Consider the following 20,308-nt stretch of genomic DNA (forward strand, 5'->3'; position numbering starts at 1 on the left):
GTCACGGCCGGGTCCCGGCCGGTGTGGCGGGCGGGATCGGCGCGGCCGCGAGCAGTTCTTCGATCAGGGCGCGGGCCAGCGCGGTCCGCGCGGGCATCTCCTCGGCGAGCACGTGCTCGTCGGCGGCGTGCGCGCCGCCGCCGACCGCGCCGAGTCCGTCCAGGGTCGGGGTGCCGGCGCCGGCGGTGAGGTTGCCGTCGGAGGCGCCGCCGACCGCCGCCCGGGCCGGTCCGGCCAGGCCGCGGTCCGCGGCGATCCGGCACAGCGCCGCGTAGAGGGACGCCGAGGCGGCCGCCTCCAGCGGCGGCCGGCTCGGCCCGCCGATCGTCTCGACGCGCGCGCCGGGCAGCACGGGCCGCAGCGCGCGGATCGCCCGGTCGACCCGGTGCTGTTCCGCCACGGTCCAGGCCCGCACGTCGACGTCGAACGCCCCCGCGGCCGGCACGGTGTTGGCGGTGGTGCCGGCGCCGGCGGTGGTCGGGGTGACCGTGGTCCCGGCCCGCCGGTCGGCCAGCGCGGCGACGGCGAGCACCTGGTGGGCGAGCTCGGTGGTGGCGTTGACCCCGCGGTCGGGCTCCAGTCCGGCGTGCGCGGCCCGCCCGGTCACCCGGACCTCGTACCGCGCGGCGCCCTTGCGCTCGGTCTTCAGGGCGCCGCCGGGTGCCGACGCCTCGAACACCAGGGCGGCCGCCGCGGCCCGGGCCTCCCGCTCGATCAGTCCGGCGGAGCTGGGCGAGCCGATCTCCTCGTCCCCGGTCACCAGCAGGGTGACGCCGTCCAGGCCGGCGGCGGCGTGGAAGGCCATGACCAGGCCGGCCTTCATGTCGAAGCACCCGGGCCCGCGCAGCACCCCGTCCTCGACGGTGCACGGGTGGCTCGCCAGGGTGCCGAGCGGCCAGACGGTGTCGTGGTGGCCGACCAGCAGCACCCGGGACGGCGCGGTGCCGAGCCGCCAGCGCAGGTGGGTCCGGCCGTCCAGCACGATCTTCTCGGGTGCGGCGCCGAGCCGGGCGGCGCCGACCCGGGCCACGACCTTGGCCGAGCGGGCGACCGCGGCCAGGTCGGTGGACGGCGACTCGCACTCGATCAGGATCCGCGCGTCGGCGAGCAGGTCGCCGAGGGCCGGCGTCATCGGTCCACCTTCGGGGTGGCCCGCACACCGAAGTGCAGGTACCGCTCGCCGGCCGGCAGCTCGTAGAAGGTGACCGGCATCCAGGTCTCCGTCCCGGGCGGCCGGACGGCGAACACGCCCGGACCGGCCGCGACCAGCGGGTACTCGTCCACCGGGTCCGGGATCGCCGCGGCGATCGGGCCGGTCACGGTGGTGCGGAGCAGCGGTCCGGCCGGGCCGTCCTCGACCTCCATCCGCACCCCGGCCCGCTCGTAGCCGCCGGTGTAGGGCGTCACGTCGGCCGGCACCGGCTCGGCCGGCGGCGCGAAGGGCGGGGGCATCGTGACGCCGGCGACCTCGGCGAAGATCTCCCGGTACAGGTCCTGGTAGAGGTCGCGGGCGTGGCCGCCGTTGGTGAGCAGGGCGACGGCCAGGCCCTGCTCGGGGAGCACGCGCAGGAACGCCGACTGGCCGAGCGTGTTGCCGTCGTGGCCGATCAGGCGGTGCCCGTCCCAGCCGAACCGGATCCAGCCGAGCCCCCACGAGTCGCCGAGGACCTTGTCGTCGGGCAGGTCCGCCTGGTGGGCGGCCATGGCGGCGGCGCTCTCCTCGCCGAGAACCCGGGTGCCGCCGGCGGTGAGCCCGCCGGTCAGGTGCAGGCGCGCGAACGCCAGCACATCGGCGGCGGTCGAGGTGATCAGGCCGGCCGGGCCGATCGAGCGGGGCAGCGTCCAGGCGGACGCCGGCACCGGCTCGCCGTCGCGCAGGTCGTGGCCGACCGCGGCGGCGAACAGCAGGGCCTCCTCGGGCAGGGTCACCGTGTGCGTCAGCCCCAGCGGGACGCACAGCCGGTCGCGCAGCGCCTGGTCCCAGGTCTGCCCGGTGACCTTCTCGATCATGCGGCCGATCAGCGAGTACCCCGAGTTGCAGTAGGAGAAGGTGGCGCCCACCGGGTGGTTCTGGCCGGCCTCCCCCAGCAGCTCGACGTACTTCTCCAGGCAGTCGTCGCCGCGGCCGGTGTCGGTGAAGACGTCGCCGTCGATGCCGCTGGTGTGGTCGAGCAGGTGCCGGAGCGTGACCGACTTGGTGACCTCCGGACCGGCGAGCCGCAGCTCGGGCAGCACGTCCGCGACCGGGGCGTCCAGCGCGAGCAGTCCCTCGTCGACCAGGGCCATGGCCAGGGTCGCGGTCCAGACCTTGGTGATCGAGCCGATCTGGAACAGCGACCGGGTGCCGGCGGGCGCGCCGGTGCGCACGTTCAGGACGCCGTGCGCGGTCTCGACCAGCTCGTCGTCCAGGCCGCCGGCCCCGACACGCAGGATGCCGAGCTGCGCGCCGGGCACCTGGTGCCGCTCGGCGAGCCGGGCCAGCCGCCGCTGCCAGTGCGCGCCGTCGACGCGCGGCCGGCCGGCCCGGCGGGTGTGCTGTTCGAGCCAGTCCAGCACCCGGCGGTTGAAGTCGAGGCGCTCGGAGGGCCGGCCGAGCAGGATGAAGACGTGCGAGGCGCCGGGGTAGACCACCAGCCGGGCCGGCACGCCCCGCTCGCGCAGCGCGGTGTGCCACTGCTGGGCCTGCCCGAGCGGGCAGCGCAGGTCGGCGGCGCCGTGCAGCAGCAACGTCGGCGTCCGGACGCCGGCCACCCGGGTGAGCGGCGACATGGCGGCGTACCGCTCCGGCCGCTCCCACGGGGTGCCGCCGAGCTCGTAGCGGCTGAGGAAGTGGCAGTCGTCGCTGGAGCCGCCCATGCTGACCAGGTCGCTGACCGTGCCGCCCGCGACGGCCGCGGCGAACCGGTCGTCGTGCGCGGTCAGCCGGCAGGTCATGAAGCCGCCGTAGCTGTAGCCGGCCACCGCCAGCCGGCCGGGGTCGGCGAACCCCTCGGCTACCAGCCGGTCGAGCGGTTCGAGGAGGTCGGCGGTGTCCGCCACGCCCCAGGCGCCGCGTACGCCGTCGTAGAACGCCTCGCCGTACCCGTCGCTGCCGCGCGGATTCACCGTCAGCACCGCCCAGCCGCGCTCGACCAGTTCCTGGTGGTAGAGATGGATCTCGTCGGCGGCCGCGTTCCACGCGTTGTGCGGGCCGCCGTGCACGTCGAGCAGCACCGGCCGCGGCCCGCCGCCGCGCGCGGGATCGTGCATGAGCCAGGCCTGCACCTTCGTACCGTCGGAGATGGTGAACCAGCGCTCCTCGCGGGGGTACGGCTCCACCTCGGCGAGCGCAGCGCCATGATCGGTCAGCACCGTCTCGGCCCCGGTCGCCAGGTCCACCAGCGCGATCTCGCCGAACGACGTCGGGGTGGCCAGCGCGACCGCGGCACGGCCGGCACCGACCGACAGCCCGGAGACGACCCGGCCGGCCCCGGCCACCACCGGGCGCGGGTCGTCGCCGTCCGGGCCCACCGACCACAGGTGGGTGCAGCCGTGGTCACGCAGGCAGAACAGCACCCGGCCGGCGTGCTCGTGCGGCGGGCCGCCGGGATAGGCCGGCGCGCCGGGCATCACGTTGCGGTCGAGGGCGCCGGTGAGCTCGGTGACCTCGCCGTCGCCGGCGCCGACGCGGTACAGGCGGGTGTGCCCGACCGGGTCGCCGGACCAGCCGGTCACCAGCAGCGCCGATCCGCCGGCGGCCCAGTCCACGGTGGCGGCCACCCCGCCGGCGAAGGCGAGCACCCGCGGCCTGGCGTGCGGCGCGTCCACCTCCAGCAGGTGCACCGGAGTGCGGTGGCGCAGGTCGCCGTCCGGGCCGGCGCCGCGGGTGAAGGCGAGGACGGTGCCGTCCGGGGACCAGGCGGGAACACCGGCGCCGTGCGGCCCGTCGGTCAGCCGCCGCAGCCCGCGGCCGTCCAGGTCGAGGACGTGCAGTTGCGGACGCACCGAGCCGTGCATCCCCACCCCGTCGGCCTGGTAGTCGAGGCCGTCGGAGACCATCGGCCCCGGCGCGCCGCCCGCCGGATCGACCGGCGCGGTGAAGGCGAGCCGGCGGCCGTCCGGGCTCCAGCGCGGTGCCCCGGCGCCGAGCGGCAGATCGGTGACCCGCTCCGGCTCCCCGCCGCCGGCGTCGAGCACGGCGACCTGCCCGTCGCGCAGGAAGGCGAGACGGCGGCCGTCCGGCGACCAGGCGGGCGCGGTGTCGGCCGGGCCGGGGGTGAGGCGGCGGGGGGCGTCGCCGCCGGTGCCGGCCAGCCACAGCTCCTCGACGGCCCGGTCCCGGCCGGCGTCCATGGTCCGCAGCACGTAGGCGACCCGGCTCCCGTCCGGCGACAGCGCCGGTTGCGACGGCACCGCCAGGGCGGTCAGATCGTCGATGCGCGGTCGTCGGCTCATGGCCTGCTCCTTCGTGTCGTTCGCCCGGGTACGGCGGCGAGCAGTTCGCGGGTGTATTCGTGACCGGGTTCGGTGAGCACACGTGCGGCGGGTCCCTGCTCGACGAGCCGGCCGCGCCGCATGACCGCGACGTGCGAGGCGACGTAGCGGACGACCGCGAGGTTGTGCGAGATGAACAGCATCGACAGGCCCAGCTCGCGCTGGAGCTCGCGGACCAGGTTGAGCACCGCGCCCTGGACCGAGACGTCCAGCGCGGAGGTGATCTCGTCTGCGACGATCACCCGGGGGCGCGCCGCGAGCGCCCGCGCCAGCGCGACCCGCTGCCGCTGGCCGCCCGACAGCCGGGCCGGCACGGCGCCGGCACAGGCCGGGTTCAGGTGCACCAGCTCCAGCAGCCGCTCGACCTCGGCCCGCCGGTCGGCGCGGGACCCGCCCGGCGGCATCGCCTCGGCCACGCTCGCCCCGACCGTCATCCGCGGGTCCAGCGACGAATACGGGTCCTGGAAGACCATCTGCAGCGGGCGCGAGCGGCCCCGGGCCGGGACCGGCACGCCGCCGAGGGTGATCCGGCCGCCGGCGATCGGGGCCAGGCCGACGGCCGCCCGGGCCAGCGTGGACTTGCCCGAGCCGGACTCGCCGACCAGCCCGACCACCGCGCCCGGCGGCACCGCGAGGCTGACCCCGTCGACGGCGGCCGTCCGTCCGTAGCGGACCGTGACGTCGTCGAATCGCAGCTCGCTCATGGCGACTCCACCAGCTCGTCGTAGTCCCGGCCGGCCGGTGCCGGCAGCGGCTCGCCCGCGTGCCAGCACGCCACCCGGTGGCCTGGCGGACCGTCCGGCCCGGCCACCAGCGGCGGATCCTCGGCCCGGCAGCGGGCGCCGGCCAGCGGGCACCGATCGGCGTACGCGCAGCCGCGGGGCACGTCGGCCGGGTCGACCGGGCGCCCCGGGATCGTCGCGAGCGGCTCGGCCAGGTCGGTCGTCATGTCGGGCACCGCGTCGACCAGCGCCCGGGTGTAGGGGTGCCGGGCCGCGGTGACCAGGTCGGCGGCCGGCAGGTCCTCGACGATCCGGCCGGCGTACATCACCAGGATCCGGTCGCAGACCTCGCCGACCACCGTGACATCGTGGCTGATCAGGACGAGCGCGACGTCGTCGGCCCGGCGGATCGCGGTCAGCAGGTCCAGCACCTGCTGCTGCACGGTGACGTCCAGGGCGGTGGTCGGCTCGTCCGCGACGATCAGCGCCGGGGAGCCCATCAGGCCCATGCCGATCATCGCCCGCTGGCGCATCCCGCCGGAGAACTCGTGCGGGTACTGGCGTACCCGGGCGGGCGCGTCCGGGATCCGGACCGCGGCCAGCCGGTCGACCGCGCGGGCCGCCGCCGCCCGCCGGGTCATGCCCTGGTGATGGGTGGCGACCTCCGCGAGCTGCGCACCGATCCGGCGGGTCGGGTTGAAGGCGGTCATCGGGTCCTGGAAGACCATGGCCAGCGTGGTGCCCAGCGTCCGGCGCCGGACCGCGGTGTCCGGCGCGAGCAGGTCCTGCCCGAGGAACTCCAGGCGGGCGGCGTCGACGCGGCCGCGGCCGGCGAGCAGCCGGGTGATGGCCAGGGCGGTCATGGACTTGCCGGAGCCCGACTCGCCGACGATGCCGATCGCCTCGCCCCGGCGCACGTCGAAGGACACCCCGCGCACCGGCCGCACCGGCCCCGCCGGCCCGGGAACGGTGACCTCCAGGTCGCGGACGTCCAGCACCACGTCGGACGGCCGGTCCGCGGCCGCCGTACGCCCGGCCGGCGCCGGCGCGTCCACCGGCACCGCCCGGCGTCCGGGCACCACCGCGCCCAGGCCGATGCCGGCCGGGACGCCGAGCCCCTTGGCGACGGACTCGCCGAACAGGTTGAACGCCAGCCCGGCCAGCAGCACCGCCGCGCCGGGGACCAGCGCCGCGGCGGCGTTCACGTAGATCGTGGCGATGCCGTCGTAGAGCAGCCGGCCCCAGTCGTAGGAGGGCGACTGGACGCCGAGCCCGAGGAACGACAGCCCGGTGAAGGACAGCAGCGCGCTGCCGGCGCCGATGGTGGCGTTGACGACCAGCGGCTCGGCGATGTTGGGCAGCACGTGGCGGACCAAAATCCGCAGCCGGCCGATCCCCATCGCCTGCGCGGCCGCCACGTAGTCCCGGGCCACCACCCCGGCGACGAGCGTCTGGGTGAGGCGGGCGAACGCCGGCGCGCCCGCCAGCCCGATGGCCAGGACCGCGCCGGTGGCGCCGACGCCGAACACGACCGCGAAGAACAGCGCCAGCAGCAGCCCGGGGAACGCCACCGCGATGTTCACCCCCGCCGCCAGCAGCCGGCCGGACCGGCGGCCGAGCACGAACGGCGCCGAGCCGAGCACCAGCCCGCAGACCACCGCGATCGTGATGGCGAGCAGGGCGAGCACGATCGACAGCCGGGTCGCCACCAGCACCCGCAGCAGGATGTCCCGGCCGAGGTTGTCGGTTCCGGCCAGGTGCTCGGCCGACGGCGGGGCCAGGATGGCGTCGGTGTCGACGGCGCCGGCGCCCGATCCCCAGAGCACCGGGCCGAGGACGGCCAGCGCGACCACCGCCACCACGAGCACCGTCGCGGTGAGGCCCAGTGGCGTGCGGACGACCCGCGTCCAGCGTCCTTGCATCCGTCAGTCCTCCCGGATCTTCGAGCGCGGATCGAGCAGGGCGAGGGCGACGTCGACGGCCAGGTTGGTGATCAGCACGCCGACGCCGTACACCAGCACGATCGCCTGCACCACCGGGTAGTCCTTGGTGAGGATGGACCGCACGATCGTGCTGCCGAGGCCGGGCCAGGCGAAGACGTTCTCGACCAGCACGGTGCCGGCGACCAGCGCGCTCAGCAGCAACCCGCCGACCGTCAGCGCGGCGGTGACGGCGTTCGGCAGCGCGTGACCCGCGTAGATCGTGCGGGCGGGCAGCCGCTTGGCCCGCGCGGTGCGCACGAAGTCCGCCTCCAGCACGCCGACCATCTCGACCCGGATGATGCGGGCCAGGATCACCGCCGGGCCGATCGCCAGCGAGAAGACCGGCAGCACGTACGCCGGCGCGGTGTCGTTCCCGGCGACGGGCAGCCATCCGAGTTCGATCCCGAAGACGTAGACCAGCGCGACACCGAGCAGGAAGTCCGGAATGGTGGCCACGATGATGCTGGTCGTGGTGAAGGCGAGTTCGGTCCGCCGCCCGTGACCCCGCCGGGTCAGCACGCCGGTGACGACGCCCAGCGGGACGGCCACGGCCACGGCGACCAGGAAGGCGAGCACCGCCAGCACCAGGGTGGCCGGGAGCCGCTGGGCGACCACGTCGGCGACCGGCAGCCGCGAGACCAGGGACGTGCCGAGGTCTCCGGTGGCCAGGCCCTTCAGGTAGTGGAGGTACTGGACGACGATCGGGTCGTCCAGGCCCAGGGCGTGCCGCTGCGCCTCGACCAGTTCGGCCGGCGCGGTCGGGCCGAGCGCGCCCCGGACCGGATCCCCCGGGATGAGGTGGATCATCGCGAAGGACACCGTCACCAGCACCCACAGCGAGATCAGCAGCCGTCTCAGCCGCCGGACGGCGAACCGCGCCCAGGGACGGGAGCGCAACCGCGTACCCGCCGGGCCGGCGGGCGGGTTCGGCGCGATGAAGGTCGCCGACATGTCACCGCCGCCCTTCGCTACTTGGCCAGCATGCGGATGCTGGTCGGGACGAGCTGGCCAGGGGTCTGGAACTCGGCGCCCTTGCCGAACATGCGCACCTGGTTGGCGGCGAACGGCACGATGTCCGCGCCGGCGATCAGCTTGGACTCGGCGGCCAGCCAGTCACGGCACCCGGCCGCCCCCTGGGTGGCCATCGCCTTCTTCACCGCCGCCTCGTAGCCGGGGTTGGAGATCGCGGCGAAGTTGTTGCCGTCCGGGGCGGCCGGCCCGGACAGGAACGGCACCAGCTGGTCGGGCGTGCTGACGTTCACCGAGACCCAGGAGACGTCCCAGTCCCCGGCACCGAACAGGTTGTTGATCAACGTGGTCTCGTTCTGGCTGCGCGCGGTGGCCTCCACGCCGATCGCCTTCCACTGCTGGACCGCCAGCTCGGCCGCCGCGTCGCCGCCGCTGCCGACGTTGTTCTGGTAGAGGAGGGTCAGCTTCAGGGGTTTGCCGCCCTTGGCGCGCCTGCCGTCGGCGCCCTTGGTCCAGCCCGCCTCGTCGAGCAGGGCCCCCGCCGCCTGCGGATCGGTGGCCGGCAGCGCGCCGGAGGCCGAGTCACCGTGACAGGCGACCGGCTCGTTCGCGGCGAGCGTGGTCGCCGGGGTGCCGCGACCGGAGGTGAACACCTTCCGCAGCTGGCCCAGGTCGAGTGCCTGGGTCAGCGCCTTGCGCACCTTGGCGTCGGCGGTGGCCCGGCCGGCGCGCTGGTTGTACCACTGCTCCCCGACCAGGGCCGGGGTGGTGGCGGCGTACAGGCCGGTCTTCGCCAGCCGCTCCGCGTCGGGACCGGAGATGGCCGCGGCGTTCAGCCCGCCGGAGAGCAGCAGGTTCGCCGCGGTCGTCTCGTTCTCCACCACCTTGACGACGACGGTGGCCGGCAGCCCCTTGGTCGCGGTCGTCGCGCCGTTCGGGCCCCAGGTGTAGCCGTCGCGCCTGGCGTAGGTGTAGTGGTCGCCGGGCGCGGCCTCGACCAGCTTGTAGGGTCCGGTGCCGTCCGTCGCCGTCTTCAGCGCGGACCGGTCGGCCAGGCCCTTGGGGCAGACCATCGGCAACCCGGACAGGCCGTTGAGCACGAACGGCGCCGGCCGGGCCAGCGTGATCGTCACGACGCGGGTGGCGTCATCGCCTTCGGCCTTCGCGCCGGGCGGCAGGAAGGTCCCGAGGAACGGGCTCTTGTTCTTCGGATCGGCGACGAAGTTGATGTTGTCGGCGATGCCGGCGGCGGTGAGAGGCGTCCCGTCGGCACAGGTGATGCCGTCGCCGAGCGTCAGCGTGACCGTGGTGCCGTCGACCTGCCAGCTGTCGGCCAGCGCGGGCAGGATCTCGCCGGAGTCGCCGTCCACACCGACCAGCGGGTCGTAGGCGAACTGGGTGACGGTGAACAGGGAACTGCCCGCGCTCATCTGCGGGTCCAGGCTGCCCGGGTCGGAGGAGAGCCCGAGGGTGAAGGTGCCGCCCTCCACGACCTCGGCCTTCTGCGCCTGCCCGCCGCGGTCCGAGCCGCCCCCGCAGCCGGTGAGCGCGACGGCGGCCATGAGGAGGCAGAGGCCGTGACTGCCCAGAGTGGTCGGCTTCATGGCTGGTTTCCGTTCCTTACGTGGTCGGGGGCGTGGTTCGATGCTCAGGCGCCGGCGCGGCGGACCGCCCGGCCGAGGTGCAGGTACAGCGCGTGACCGGTGCCGTCGTCGCCCAGGAACGCGTGCGGCATGTGCATGCCGCGATCGGCGTCCAGCGGGATCAGCATGTCGTCGCGGTAGTGGACCAGCTCGGTACGCTCCACGCGGCCGCCCATCTCCGCGAAGGCGCCCTTGGGGATCTGCTCGATCCAGATCCGCCGATCGCCGTCCTGGCTGACGGTGAGGTCGAAGACCTGGGCCGAGTAGGTGCCGACGTACCGCTCTGCGTCGATCGGCCGGGGATCGGCCGGCGGGACGGGCAGGGCGGGCAGCCCGACGTCGGTGAGCTCGCCGAGGACGTGGCCCACCACGTCGTGGTAGAGCGAGAAGGCGTCGCCGCCGTTGGTCAGCAGCGCCACGGCCAGATCGGCCTCCGGGACCATCCGCAGGAAGGCGCCCTGCCCGATGGTGTTGCCATCGTGGCCGATGACCGTGCCGGCCGGCGTGTCGAACCGTTCGAAGCCGAGGCCCCACGACGTCCCCATCAGGCCGAGCTCGGGCAGGTCGACCTGCCGGTCGTGCATCCTGGCGGCGGTCCCCGGTGCGAGCACCCGGGTGCCGCCGGCGGCCCGGCCGTCCTGGAGATGCATGCGCGCGAAGATCAGCAGGTCCTGCGGCCGCATCGCGAGCATCGAGCCGGCGGGGGCGTTCGACCGGGCCATGGCCCACATCGGGGCCGGCTCGTACCCCGCGCCCGGCTCCTTCTCGATGTGGCCCATCGCGGCGCGGAACATGATCGCCTCGTATGGGCTCGTCGCGGTGTGGGTGAGCCCGAGCGGCGCGATGAGATGCTCGCGCAGGCAGACGTCGTAGGGCTTGCCGCGCAGCACCTCGACGAGCCGGCCGAGCACGCAGTAGCCGGCGTTGTTGTAGGAGAACTGCTCGCCGGGCGGGAACAGTTGCGGCACCTCGCCCAAGGTCGCGACGTACTTCTCCAGGCAGTCGTCGCCCACCCCGGTGTCGGTGAAGATGTCCCCCTCGAAGCCGGCGGTGTGGGCGAGCAGCTGCCGGACGGTGATCCGCTCGGCCGCGGCCTGGTCGGCGATGCGGAACTCCGGCAGGTAGCCGCGCACCGGCCGGTCGATGTCGACCATGCCCTCGTCGGCCAGCTGCATCACCAGCGTGGCGGTCCACAGCTTGGTGATCGACCCGATCTGGAAGAGCGAGTCGGGGGTCGCCGCCACCCCGGTCGCCTTGTTGAGCAGCCCCGCCGCGCCGCCCGCCACCTGGCCGCCCCGCACGACGGCCCACCCCGCGCCCGGCACCTCGTGCTTGTCGAGCAGCGAGGGAAGCCGCTCATCGAGCCAGGCCTGGATGTCATCAAGCTCACTCATGCATGCCGATGCTAGGCACGGTTCCACCAGAGAAGTTCGTCGAAACCGACGACTTCAGCAGTTCCCCTTTGTCGGATCCCACCGGAGACCCGACGATTCGACACCGGAGCCTTCCCGCGGCGGCGGGCCCGGGACCGACCGCCGGGCCGCGAGTGCGGATCCGCGGTTCATACGGCGACCGGCGGCGCGTGCACCGCGGTCCTCACCGGGGCGTCGCCGGTGCCGGAGACACCCCGCCGGGCGACTCGAACCGGCAGCGGGGCATGTTCGGCGGTGGATGGGCGGAGACCTCGAGCCGTTCGGCTCCGGCGAACCCCCACCCCTCCCAGCGCTCGCCGCCGGGCTCCGTGCGATCTCCCTGCGTGTAGTACCAAACCGGTGCCCTGCCGTCCTGGACGCGCCCGAGTTCCCAGCAGACGAACCAGCTTCTCCGCGTTTCCAAGGTCCCTACCCGCTCCGCGCCGTCCACGGTGAGGTAGAGCGGTGTCTCCGGCCGGTTCTCGCACATGAAGTCCTCGGTCCACGTGTAGCCGCCGTGCCTGGCGTCGCTGTGCCGGACTCCGCCGCGTTCGGTGCATGACTTCGCGCTCTCCGCATCGGCGCTGGACCGGTCGTCCAGGCGCCAGACCGTGAACGCGCACATGACCATGAACACCTCCAACGACCACCCGCACCTGCACTTCGAGCTCGGCTACGACGCCGACGGCGACGGCGAGGCCTCCTGGGGGTTCGCGGGCTCCGAACGGGTTAAGCCGATCTTCAACGGCGTCACCTACGGCGGATCCAACAACCAGACCTGGCGCAACGTCACCAGCGGCAACTGTGGAGGTGGAACGGGTTCGCCCGCCGCTCCGGCGATGATGCGCGGCGACGGGGACGGCACCATGACCATCTGGCGGTGGTCCTCCAACGGCTCGGCGTTCGCCCGCAGCACCGACTACCACTCCGGCTCCTTCAAGACCACCCAGGTCGGCAATCGGGTAGCCGCCGGCGACGTCGACGGCGACGGCCACGACGACATCGTCGCCGCCTACCAGAACACCGAAGGCACCTTCGGCTTCCACGTCTGGAACAACGGCGTCAACTACGCCGGCGTCTGGTACACCTCCGGCCCCTACGACCTCGCCTCCGTCGACGACCGCCTCGTCCTCGGCGGCTGGTAAGCCGTACTCCTAACGCGATGGGCGTCACCGCCCACCGCCTCCCTGTGCTCAGCCGCGTGATCCGCCGCACTGCCGGCACCGTCCGCAGAAGTGGCCGGACGACTCGGCAGCGCAAGCCGGGAGAATCGCCTGTTACAAAAAAGACCAGCTCACACGATGTGTGAGCTGGTCTTGCGCGGTGCCCCCTGCAGGATTCGAACCTGCGCACCCGGCTCCGGAGGCCGGTGCTCTATCCCCTGAGCTAAGGGGGCTCCAACGAGTGAAAAGGCTACCAGCATCTGGAGGTCCTTCGTCACCTGAAACCCCCTCCGTGATCAGATGGCCCCGCCATACCCGTCCGGCGCCGCTGCCGGTGCACCCGCCGGCAGCGGCCGGCAGGCGCGCCGGCGGGTAGATCGTCCGGTGGGCGCCGGGGCCGGCCCGATCAGGGGAGTTGGTGACTTTCGTCAGGCGGCGGGGCGGACGGCGCCTCGGTAGCGGGAGCGGTAGTAGGCGGACCGGGTGAAGTCGACCACCCGGACGACGTCACCGGACTTGGGAGCGTGCACCATCACGCCGTGCCCCAGGTAGACACCGACATGGCTCGGGTCGCCGGTGCCGCCGCCGAAGAAGACCAGATCACCGCGCCGGAGCCGGGATATCGGAACACGGGCCCCCTTGGTGAACTGGCTGCCGGTGTAGTGCGGCAGCCGGACACCGGCCCTGCCCCAGGCGTAGAGGGCCAGCCCAGAGCAGTCGAAGCCGCCGCCGGTCGCGCCGGCGCGCGACCCGCCGCCCCAGACGTACGGCGTGCCGATCTGCCGCACGGCCACCATCGCCGCGATCACCCCGGCGGACCGGCTCCGGTTCGTCTGCGGCCGCAGACGGGTCGCACCGCTTCGTGGCGTTCGCAGGACGCCGGCCGATCGGCTCCGGTGCCCGGCCGCCGCCATCGGCGCCGATGGGGCCGATGGGTCGGCGAGGGGCCGGCCGGCCGTGGCGCGGACGGGGCCGGGGCCGGCACCGGCGCGGGGACCGGCGGCGGGATCAGGGACATCGGCGGGGTCGGTACGGGTGCCGGTGGTGTCGCCGTCGGGGAGGCCGATCGGGCCGCGGGTACGGGCCGCCGGGTCGCCGGTGCCGGTGATGGCGGTGAACCGGGCGGACCCGGCGGCGCCCCGGGCGGGCCGGGCGATGCCCTGCGCGGGCCGGGTCGCGCCCCGGGCAGGCCGGGTCGCGCCCTGGGCAGGCCGGGTCGCGCCCTGCGTAGACCGGGTCGCGCCCTGCGGGGGGAGGATCTCGGTGGGCGAAGGGGGTGGCGGGGTGGGGTGCTCCTCGGCGTGACGGGCGTGCATCGTGGGGGAACCGGTGGACAGGGCCGTACCGGACAGCAGGACGGTGGTGACGAACAAGCTGATCACAGGTGCCCTCCTTGGGCTCGACGAGGATCGAGGCCCCAGGATCGGCGGCCCGGGCCTGGCCCCGGAGCACTGAACGAGATTCTGTGGACAACGCGCACTCCGATGAACTGATCATTGGCTGGCGACGTTCGGTGACCTGCGGCTATGTTCCGGCCGCGTCCCGGGCTGTGGATAACCCGCGGGATGTGACGGTCAGGTGAGTTAGTCCTGGCCGCGCGGCGAGGAAGCGGCTCGGCGCTCGATCACCGGCAGCGGTCGCGGATCGCGGTGGCGACGGGCTTCCCGGCGGACGAGGGCGCCCCGGTGAGGGCCGGCCTCCCCCGCCGGCCGGACGGTGAACTTCGGGAAACGGGGCGCGGAAGATTCTTTCAAGGGTTAGCCTCGCGCCCGTGGATGACGTACTGGGACGCGTGCTGGTCGTGGACGACGACGAGGTGATCCGGCAGCTCATCGCCGTCAACCTCAGCCTGGAGGGGTTCGAGGTCGAGACGGCGACCGACGGGCAGGACTGCCTGGACCGGGTGGCGTCGGTGCGGCCCGATGTCATCACCCTGGACGTGATGATGCCCCGGCTGGACGGCTGGATGACGGCCGCCCGGTTGCGCGGCGCCGCCGAGACCGGCCACATCAAGATCATGATGATCACGGCGCGCGCCCAGGAGGAGGACCGCAGGCGCGGGCTCGCCATCGGGGTGGACGCCTACCTGACCAAGCCGTTCGATCCGGCGGAACTGATCCAGGCGGTCCGCGAGCTCGCCCTGGCCGCCCGCGCTCCCGGCGGCTGAGCGGGTCGGCATTCGCCGGCCGGCTCCTGGCCCGGCAGCGCCGCACGAGCCGTCTCGGGCCGACCGGCTCCTGGAGCGCTCCGGGCATCCGTGGCCGCCGCCGGCCGGTGGAGAACAGAACACCGCCGGCGGCGGGGAGGCCAGGACGTCGCCAACCGGCCGGGCGGTGGTGGAAAGTCGATGACGTGGCCACCGAGGGAGGCGGGACCCAGGCCGGGTGGGGGCGGCATTGGACCGGAAACCAGGCGAGAAATGGCCCTCTGTCCCGGCCCGGGGACGGCCTAGGGTCGGACCATGATTCCCGCTGGGACGTTACTGGTGTTCCTGCCGGCCGCGCTGCTCCTCGTGGTGACGCCCGGGCCGAACAATCTCTACATCACCGCGCGGGGCATCGCCCAGGGCCGGGCGGCCGGGGTGGTGTCGGCCGTCGGGGTGGAGACCGGGACGCTGGTGCACATCGCCGCCGCGGCGGCCGGGCTGTCCTACCTGGTCGCCAGTTCTGCGGCCGCCTTCACCGCCGTGAAGTGGGCGGGTGCCGCCTACCTCGTCTACCTGGGGATCCGCACCCTGGCCGGTGGCGCCGGGGCGGGCGCGCGGGCCGTGGCGGAGCAGCCGCTGCGCCGGGTCTTCCTGGAGGGCCTGGTGGTCAACGTGCTGAACCCCAAGGTCATCCTGTTCTTCTTGGCGTTCCTGCCGCAGTTCGTGGACCCGGCGGCGGGTTCGCCGGCCCTGCAGATCGTGGTGCTCGGACTGACCTTGCTCTGCTGCGGGATCATCGCCGATCTGGTCTACGCCGTGGGGGCCGGCACGCTGGCCGCCGTGCTGCGCGGCCGGCAACGGGCGCTCACCCTGGCGAGCGGGTGCGTGTATCTGTGCCTCGGCGTCGCCACCGCGCTCACCGGCGCCGGCCGCACCCGCTGACCGGCGGACCGGGCGGCGCCGGTGGGCGGCCGCCGCCGGCGGGGACAGGCGCGGTGTGCCGGTACGGGGTCCCGCCTGGTGTCCGGTGCGGCGGTCAGGACCGGCCGCCGCCCGGGTCGTCCGAGCGGCGGCCGGCGGCCGGGGGGAAGGGATGGCGGTCAGGAGAAGGGGATGGTGACGGTGGAGCGGTCGCCGACGCCGAGCGACGTCGATCTGACGCCGATGGCGCTCCACACCTCGACGGTGACCCGCCCGTTCCGCAGGTCGCCGAGCGTGCCGGACGAGGAGAGCAGGCCGGCGGACTGCGTGTAGTGCTCCCACCCGGTGACCGGGTCGGTGGCGAAGTAGCGGTAGGTCTCCACCCGGTCGGCGGTGCCGTCGCCGGTCAGGTCATAGGTGACCCGGGCCTGGACGCCGTTGCCGACCGCGCTGCCCGCGTCCAGCACCAGGTCGAACGCGGTGGCGCCGCCCTGGTAGGCCATGGTGAGCCCGGTCGCGGTGTAGACGAGCGGGTCGTGCGGGGTGCCGTCGTGGTTGGCGCCGCCGGCCGCCGCGACCGGGTCGGCGCCGCCCGGCCCGGCGGTGCCGGGCAGGCCGCCACCGGACACCAGGTACCGGGTCGGCGCCCCCGGGGTCGGCGTGACCGTCGGCGTCGGCGTGGGGGTCGGAGTGGGAGTCACCGTCGGAGTGGGGGTCGGAGTAGGAGTCACCGTCGGAGTGGGCGTGGGAGTAGGGGTGGGGGTGCCGCCGGCGCTGGTCGCGGTGGTGCCGGCCGGCACCTGCAGGGTGCGCCCGTCGGAGAACCGCACCGTGCGGGCCGCGGTGCCGAAGTTGTGCGCCACGTAGGTGCGGGTGCCGTCCCGGGTGAACACCGCGGCGGTCGCGAGGTCGGCCGTCACGCCGGCGTCCACGGTGCCGAGCGCGGCCAGGTTGTAGATCCAGTGGTAGGTGTGCGCCTTGGACTCCCCATCTTCCGGCTGGTAGGAGCTCCAGCCGGCGTCCCAGTTCGCCTTGGCGGCGGCCGGGTCGCCGAGTGCGCGGTACTCCCAGATGACGTCCCGCCATTCGGTGGCCGGCCCGCCGTTGGCGGCCTCCATCTCGGCGAGCCCGGCCCGGACCTCGCCCGGGTACAGGCCGTGGTAGAGCGAGCCGCCGGTGATGGGCAGGTAGTTGATCCCGTGGATCTCCTCGGGGTTGGCGGTCCACCAGGTGGCGTACGCGGCGCCGTCGCCCCAGATCATGCCGGCGGTGCCGTGGGAGAAGCCGGCGGGGAACACCGCACGGTCGGCGTCGAACCAGTACTGGGCGATGGTCGCCGCCTGGGTGGTGTAGAGGTAGACGCCGAGGTCGCGCAGGCCGGTGTCGCCGGTGGCCGCGCCGAGCAGCACCGCGCCGGCCGCGAAGTTCATCGCCTCCGACGAGGACTCCTCGTTGTTGCCGGCCGCGAAGCCCTGGTGGCCGGAGGCCCAGCCGTTTCCGGCGTAGGCGTCGAAGTTGCGCAGGAAGGGGAAGCGGCCGTCGGTGCGGTCCCAGTTGTTGGCGTCCCGGGCCAGCAGCTTGGCCATGCCGCCCCACTGGCCGTCGGCGGCCCACGCCCGGTCGTAGCGGGCGACCGTCGCCGCGGCCATCAGGTAGTAGCCGTAGTGGAAGTGGTGGTCGTTGACCTCGGTGTCGCTGCCGTAGGAGGCCGGATAGCCGGTGAGCAGGCCCCAGGTGCCGTCGTAGTGGAACTGCTCGCCGCCGGTGGTGAACCAGCTCTGCAGCTCGGTCTTCAACAGGCCGAGCAGCTTGTCGCGGGAGGCGGTGTCGCCGAGCTGGTCGGCGATGGGCACCAGCTGGGCGAGCCGGCCGAGGGCCTTGCCGGTCCAGTAGGTGTCGGTCGCCGCCTTCCACGGGTCGGCGGCGTTCGCCTCCTGCCGGACCAGGTCGCCCAGGCGGGCGCGGTCGTAGCCGCCGAGGTCGGGGAGCGCGGGCAGCACGCCGTGGAAGGCCTGCCGGGTGCTGAAGGACGCGCCTTCGCGAAGCTTCATCGTGCCGCGCGGCGAGGCGTAGGTGTAGGCGGTGAGCGGATCGGTGGTGGCGAGCCACTGGTGCCGGTAGAGGGCGAGCAGCGTGCCGGTGGCCGTGCCCTCCTTGGCGGTGGTGGTCGCGGTGTAGGTGGTGGTCAGCCGGGCGGCGGCCTCGTCGTAGGACCAGTTCACCCGGGTGCCGGTGACGAACGAGAAGGCGTAGCGGGTGAACAGGTCGAGGGCGCCGCGGCCGGGCAGCAGGGCGAGGGAGAAGTAGTTCTTCTCGCCGAGGGCGGCGGTGGCGGTGGCGCCGGCCAGCGTCCAGTCGGTGCCGGTGGGCGCGAACAGGGCGTAGTCGTGCCCGTTGACGGTGGCGCCGAGCACGTTGCCGCGGTCGGCCCAGATGGTGGGCGCGGCGGCGAAGGACACCTGGGCCTGCCCGCCGGACGGGGTGGCGTAGACGAACGGCAGGCCGTGCCCGATGGTGGCGCGCAGCGTGCGGGCGCCGTCCGACCAGTACGGGGTGACGGTCCAGTCCGACCAGCCGTCGACCAGGGTGCGCGGCGCGGCCAGCCCGGTGACGCCCAGGGTGAGGTCGCGGACGTGCGGGTGGTCGTACTGGGTGGCGGAGATCGTCGGGGTGACCGGGTATCCGACCTCCAGGCCGCCGGACACGGCGTGGAAGGTCAGCGGGTGGGCGTACATGTTCTCGGAGTACGGGTTGCCCGCGTAGCGCTGGAAGGCCAGCGAGGACCACCAGTCGTTGGTGGGCACCTTGGCGGTCACCGCCGAGGTGACCTTGGGGGTTACCGGCGCGCCGTCGCTGCTCGCCGGGCCGGAGGTGCCGGGCGGCCGGTCGGTGGTGTAGCCGCCCGCGCCGACCGGGACGGTGGCGGCGGCGGCGGGCGTGGCGGGGGCGACGGCCAGCACCGCGGCGAGCGCGGCGGTCGCCGCGGCGGCGATCAGCCGGGTGAGCGGCGGGCGTGGTGGCTGGGACGGGGATTTCTCGGAGGCCATGTGCGGAGACCTTCGTCCTGGGTGGGGGGTGGACCGGCCGGCCGGGAAGGCACGCCCGGCGGCGCCCCGGGGCGCGGGCCGGCGGCCGTCCGGCACTCGCGCACCCGGGAGACCAGGTGCTTCGCCTCGACGTAACGTGCACGTAACACTCTCAGCGCCGCCGACGTTAAGTCGGGCCGTCGAGCGGTGTCAACAGCGGGAGAATGTTTCTCCAAGATCCTGAGAGCGCTCTCTGAACCAGCGGACTGCACACCCGGCGCGAGGTCGCGTCCGACCAGCGGTTACACCTACTAGCAGGCTGAAAGACCGGCACAGACTGCTGGTCACCGCTTAATAACAAATAAACTTTACGGTTAAGTGACGCCTTGACGTGACTCCAGAGCGACCCCACCCTGATGCGAGAGCGCTCTCTTCAAGATCATGCAATTCGGACCCAGGGAGTCCCCATGGGCATGCCGTCCTTCCTTCATCGCCTTCGTTCCCCCCGCTCCGCTCCGGCCCGGGCGGCCCGTACGGCCGCCCCGCTGCTCGGCGCCGCCGTCCTGTTGCTCGGCTCCGCCGCGTGCGGCGGCGGCACGGACGCCGGCCGGCCGGGCGCCGCGCCGGCGACCGAACCGGTGACGCTCACCGTCGGGCTCTTCGGCGACTTCGGCTTCAAGCCGCTGTACGAGGAGTTCCGCCGGACGCACCCGAACATCACCATCAAGGAGCGCCAGGCGGCCTTCGCCGACCACCACACCAACCTCGCCGCGCACATCGCGACCGGCGCCGGCGCGGCGGACGTCGAGGCCATCGAGGTCGGCTACATCAGCTCGTTCACCGCGCAGCCCGACCGGTTCCAGGACCTGCGCCAGTACGGCGCCGCCGCCCGGCAGGGCGAGTACCTGGACTGGAAGTGGCAGCAGGGCCTGGCCAAGGACGGCTCGTCGGTCATCGGCCTCGGCACCGACGTCGGCGGGCTGGCCATGTGCTACCGCACCGACCTGTTCCGCAAGGCGGGGCTGCCCGCCGAGCGGGAGAAGGTGTCCGCGCTCTGGCCCACTTGGCAGAAGTACATCGAGACCGGCCGTAGGTTCGCCGCCGCCGCACCGAAGGGCGCCAAGTTCGTGGACGGCCCCGGCGAGGTGATGCGCGCCATGATCGCGCAGAGCCCGGTCGGGGTGTACGACGCGAACGACGCGGTCGTGGTCGGCGGCAACCCCGCCGTCAAGCAGGCCTGGGACCTGTCGGTGCAGATCATCGAGGCCGGGCTGGACGCGAAGATCGGCGCGTTCACCCCCGAGTGGAACACCGGGTTCGCCAAGGGGTCGTTCGCCACGGTCATCTGCCCGGCCTGGATGACCGCCTACATCCAGGACCAGGCCAAGAACGCGGCCGGCAAGTGGGACATCGCCGCGGTTCCCGGCGGGGCCGGCAACAGCGGCGGCACCCACCTCACCGTGCCGAAGCAGGGCAAGCACCCCAAGGAGGCCGCGGAGCTGGTGCAGTTCCTGACCTCCAAGGAGAACCAGGCGAAGGTGTTCAAGGAGATCGGCAACTTCCCGTCGATCCCCGCGCTGTACGACCAGCCGGACGTGCGCGACTACCGCAAGCCCTTCTTCAACGACGCGCCCGTCGGCCAGATCTTCTCCGAGGCCGCCCGCAACCTGAAGCCGCAGCACCTCGGGCCGAAGGAGGGCGACGTGCGCACCGCGATCGGCAACGGCCTGACCCGGATCGAGCAGGGCGAGCAGACGCCCGACGAGGCGTGGCGGCAGGTCGTCAAGGACGCCGAGAAGGCCGGCTGACCCGCCGCGTTCCGCTCCGCCCGCGGGCCGGTGGCCGACCGCT

At 73.8% G+C, this 20,308-nt stretch carries 14 protein-coding genes and 1 tRNA gene; 4 read left to right on the forward strand and 11 right to left on the reverse strand.

Features of this window, described 5'->3' with window-relative positions:
• Position 1: 1 nt before the first annotated feature.
• The 8 genes from Sru01_RS01175 to Sru01_RS01210 form a co-directional block, all read right to left on the reverse strand.
• The gene (locus Sru01_RS01175) at positions 2-1,132 is read right to left on the reverse strand and encodes a M20/M25/M40 family metallo-hydrolase (RefSeq protein ID WP_203981916.1); all 1,131 of its coding nucleotides are present in this window, start codon (positions 1,130-1,132) and stop codon (positions 2-4) included.
• Positions 1,129-4,434 carry a serine hydrolase gene (locus tag Sru01_RS01180; RefSeq protein ID WP_203981917.1) on the reverse strand — a complete coding sequence of 1,102 codons (3,306 nt, stop codon included), beginning with the start codon at positions 4,432-4,434 and terminating at the stop codon, positions 1,129-1,131. The genes Sru01_RS01175 and Sru01_RS01180 overlap by 4 nt, the downstream gene beginning before the upstream one ends.
• Positions 4,431-5,177, reverse strand: a complete 747-nt coding sequence (locus Sru01_RS01185) for an ABC transporter ATP-binding protein (RefSeq protein WP_203981918.1) — start codon at positions 5,175-5,177, stop codon at positions 4,431-4,433. Before Sru01_RS01185 ends, Sru01_RS01180 begins: the two co-directional genes overlap by 4 nt.
• Positions 5,174-7,117, reverse strand: a complete 1,944-nt coding sequence (locus tag Sru01_RS01190; RefSeq protein ID WP_203981919.1) for a dipeptide/oligopeptide/nickel ABC transporter permease/ATP-binding protein — start codon at positions 7,115-7,117, stop codon at positions 5,174-5,176. The genes Sru01_RS01185 and Sru01_RS01190 overlap by 4 nt, the downstream gene beginning before the upstream one ends.
• 3 nt (positions 7,118-7,120) lie before the next feature.
• Positions 7,121-8,128 carry an ABC transporter permease gene (locus Sru01_RS01195; RefSeq protein ID WP_203981920.1) on the reverse strand — a complete coding sequence of 336 codons (1,008 nt, stop codon included), beginning with the start codon at positions 8,126-8,128 and terminating at the stop codon, positions 7,121-7,123.
• 17 nt (positions 8,129-8,145) lie between these two features.
• The gene (locus Sru01_RS01200) at positions 8,146-9,750 is read right to left on the reverse strand and encodes an ABC transporter substrate-binding protein (protein ID WP_203981921.1); all 1,605 of its coding nucleotides are present in this window, start codon (positions 9,748-9,750) and stop codon (positions 8,146-8,148) included.
• Between the two features lie 44 nt (positions 9,751-9,794).
• Positions 9,795-11,183 carry a serine hydrolase domain-containing protein gene (locus Sru01_RS01205; RefSeq protein WP_203981922.1) on the reverse strand — a complete coding sequence of 463 codons (1,389 nt, stop codon included), beginning with the start codon at positions 11,181-11,183 and terminating at the stop codon, positions 9,795-9,797.
• 202 nt (positions 11,184-11,385) lie between these two features.
• Positions 11,386-11,826 carry a hypothetical protein gene (locus Sru01_RS01210; protein ID WP_203981923.1) on the reverse strand — a complete coding sequence of 147 codons (441 nt, stop codon included), beginning with the start codon at positions 11,824-11,826 and terminating at the stop codon, positions 11,386-11,388.
• On the opposite strand from Sru01_RS01210, the gene Sru01_RS01215 reads away from it, so the two are divergent.
• The gene (locus tag Sru01_RS01215; protein ID WP_203981924.1) at positions 11,813-12,346 is read left to right on the forward strand and encodes an FG-GAP-like repeat-containing protein; all 534 of its coding nucleotides are present in this window, start codon (positions 11,813-11,815) and stop codon (positions 12,344-12,346) included. The two genes, Sru01_RS01210 and Sru01_RS01215, sit on opposite strands and share 14 nt — an antisense overlap.
• A gap of 179 nt (positions 12,347-12,525) precedes the next feature.
• Here the strand turns inward: Sru01_RS01215 and Sru01_RS01220 are convergent.
• Positions 12,526-12,597, reverse strand: a tRNA-Arg gene (locus tag Sru01_RS01220).
• A 195-nt stretch (positions 12,598-12,792) separates the two neighbouring features.
• Positions 12,793-13,746, reverse strand: a complete 954-nt coding sequence (locus tag Sru01_RS36095) for a C40 family peptidase (protein WP_203981925.1) — start codon at positions 13,744-13,746, stop codon at positions 12,793-12,795.
• 410 nt (positions 13,747-14,156) lie between these two features.
• Between Sru01_RS36095 and Sru01_RS01230 the strand changes: the two genes are divergently transcribed.
• On the forward strand, positions 14,157-14,531 hold the full coding sequence (locus Sru01_RS01230) for a response regulator transcription factor (RefSeq protein WP_203982000.1): 375 nt from the start codon (positions 14,157-14,159) through the stop codon (positions 14,529-14,531).
• Positions 14,532-14,825: 294 nt separating this feature from the next.
• Positions 14,826-15,452: a LysE family translocator gene (locus Sru01_RS01235; protein WP_203981926.1), complete on the forward strand. Its 627-nt coding sequence runs from the start codon at positions 14,826-14,828 to the stop codon at positions 15,450-15,452.
• A 158-nt stretch (positions 15,453-15,610) separates the two neighbouring features.
• On the opposite strand, the gene Sru01_RS01240 is transcribed toward Sru01_RS01235, so the two are convergent.
• Positions 15,611-18,478 carry a glycosyl hydrolase gene (locus Sru01_RS01240; protein ID WP_203981927.1) on the reverse strand — a complete coding sequence of 956 codons (2,868 nt, stop codon included), beginning with the start codon at positions 18,476-18,478 and terminating at the stop codon, positions 15,611-15,613.
• Positions 18,479-18,924: 446 nt separating this feature from the next.
• On the opposite strand from Sru01_RS01240, the gene Sru01_RS01245 reads away from it, so the two are divergent.
• Positions 18,925-20,265, forward strand: coding sequence for an ABC transporter substrate-binding protein (locus Sru01_RS01245; protein ID WP_239136703.1), 1,341 nt, complete (start codon positions 18,925-18,927; stop codon positions 20,263-20,265).
• Positions 20,266-20,308: the final 43 nt, after the last annotated feature.

The sequence above is a fragment of the Sphaerisporangium rufum genome (genome assembly GCF_016863395.1).
Classification (GTDB): domain Bacteria; phylum Actinomycetota; class Actinomycetes; order Streptosporangiales; family Streptosporangiaceae; genus Sphaerisporangium; species Sphaerisporangium rufum.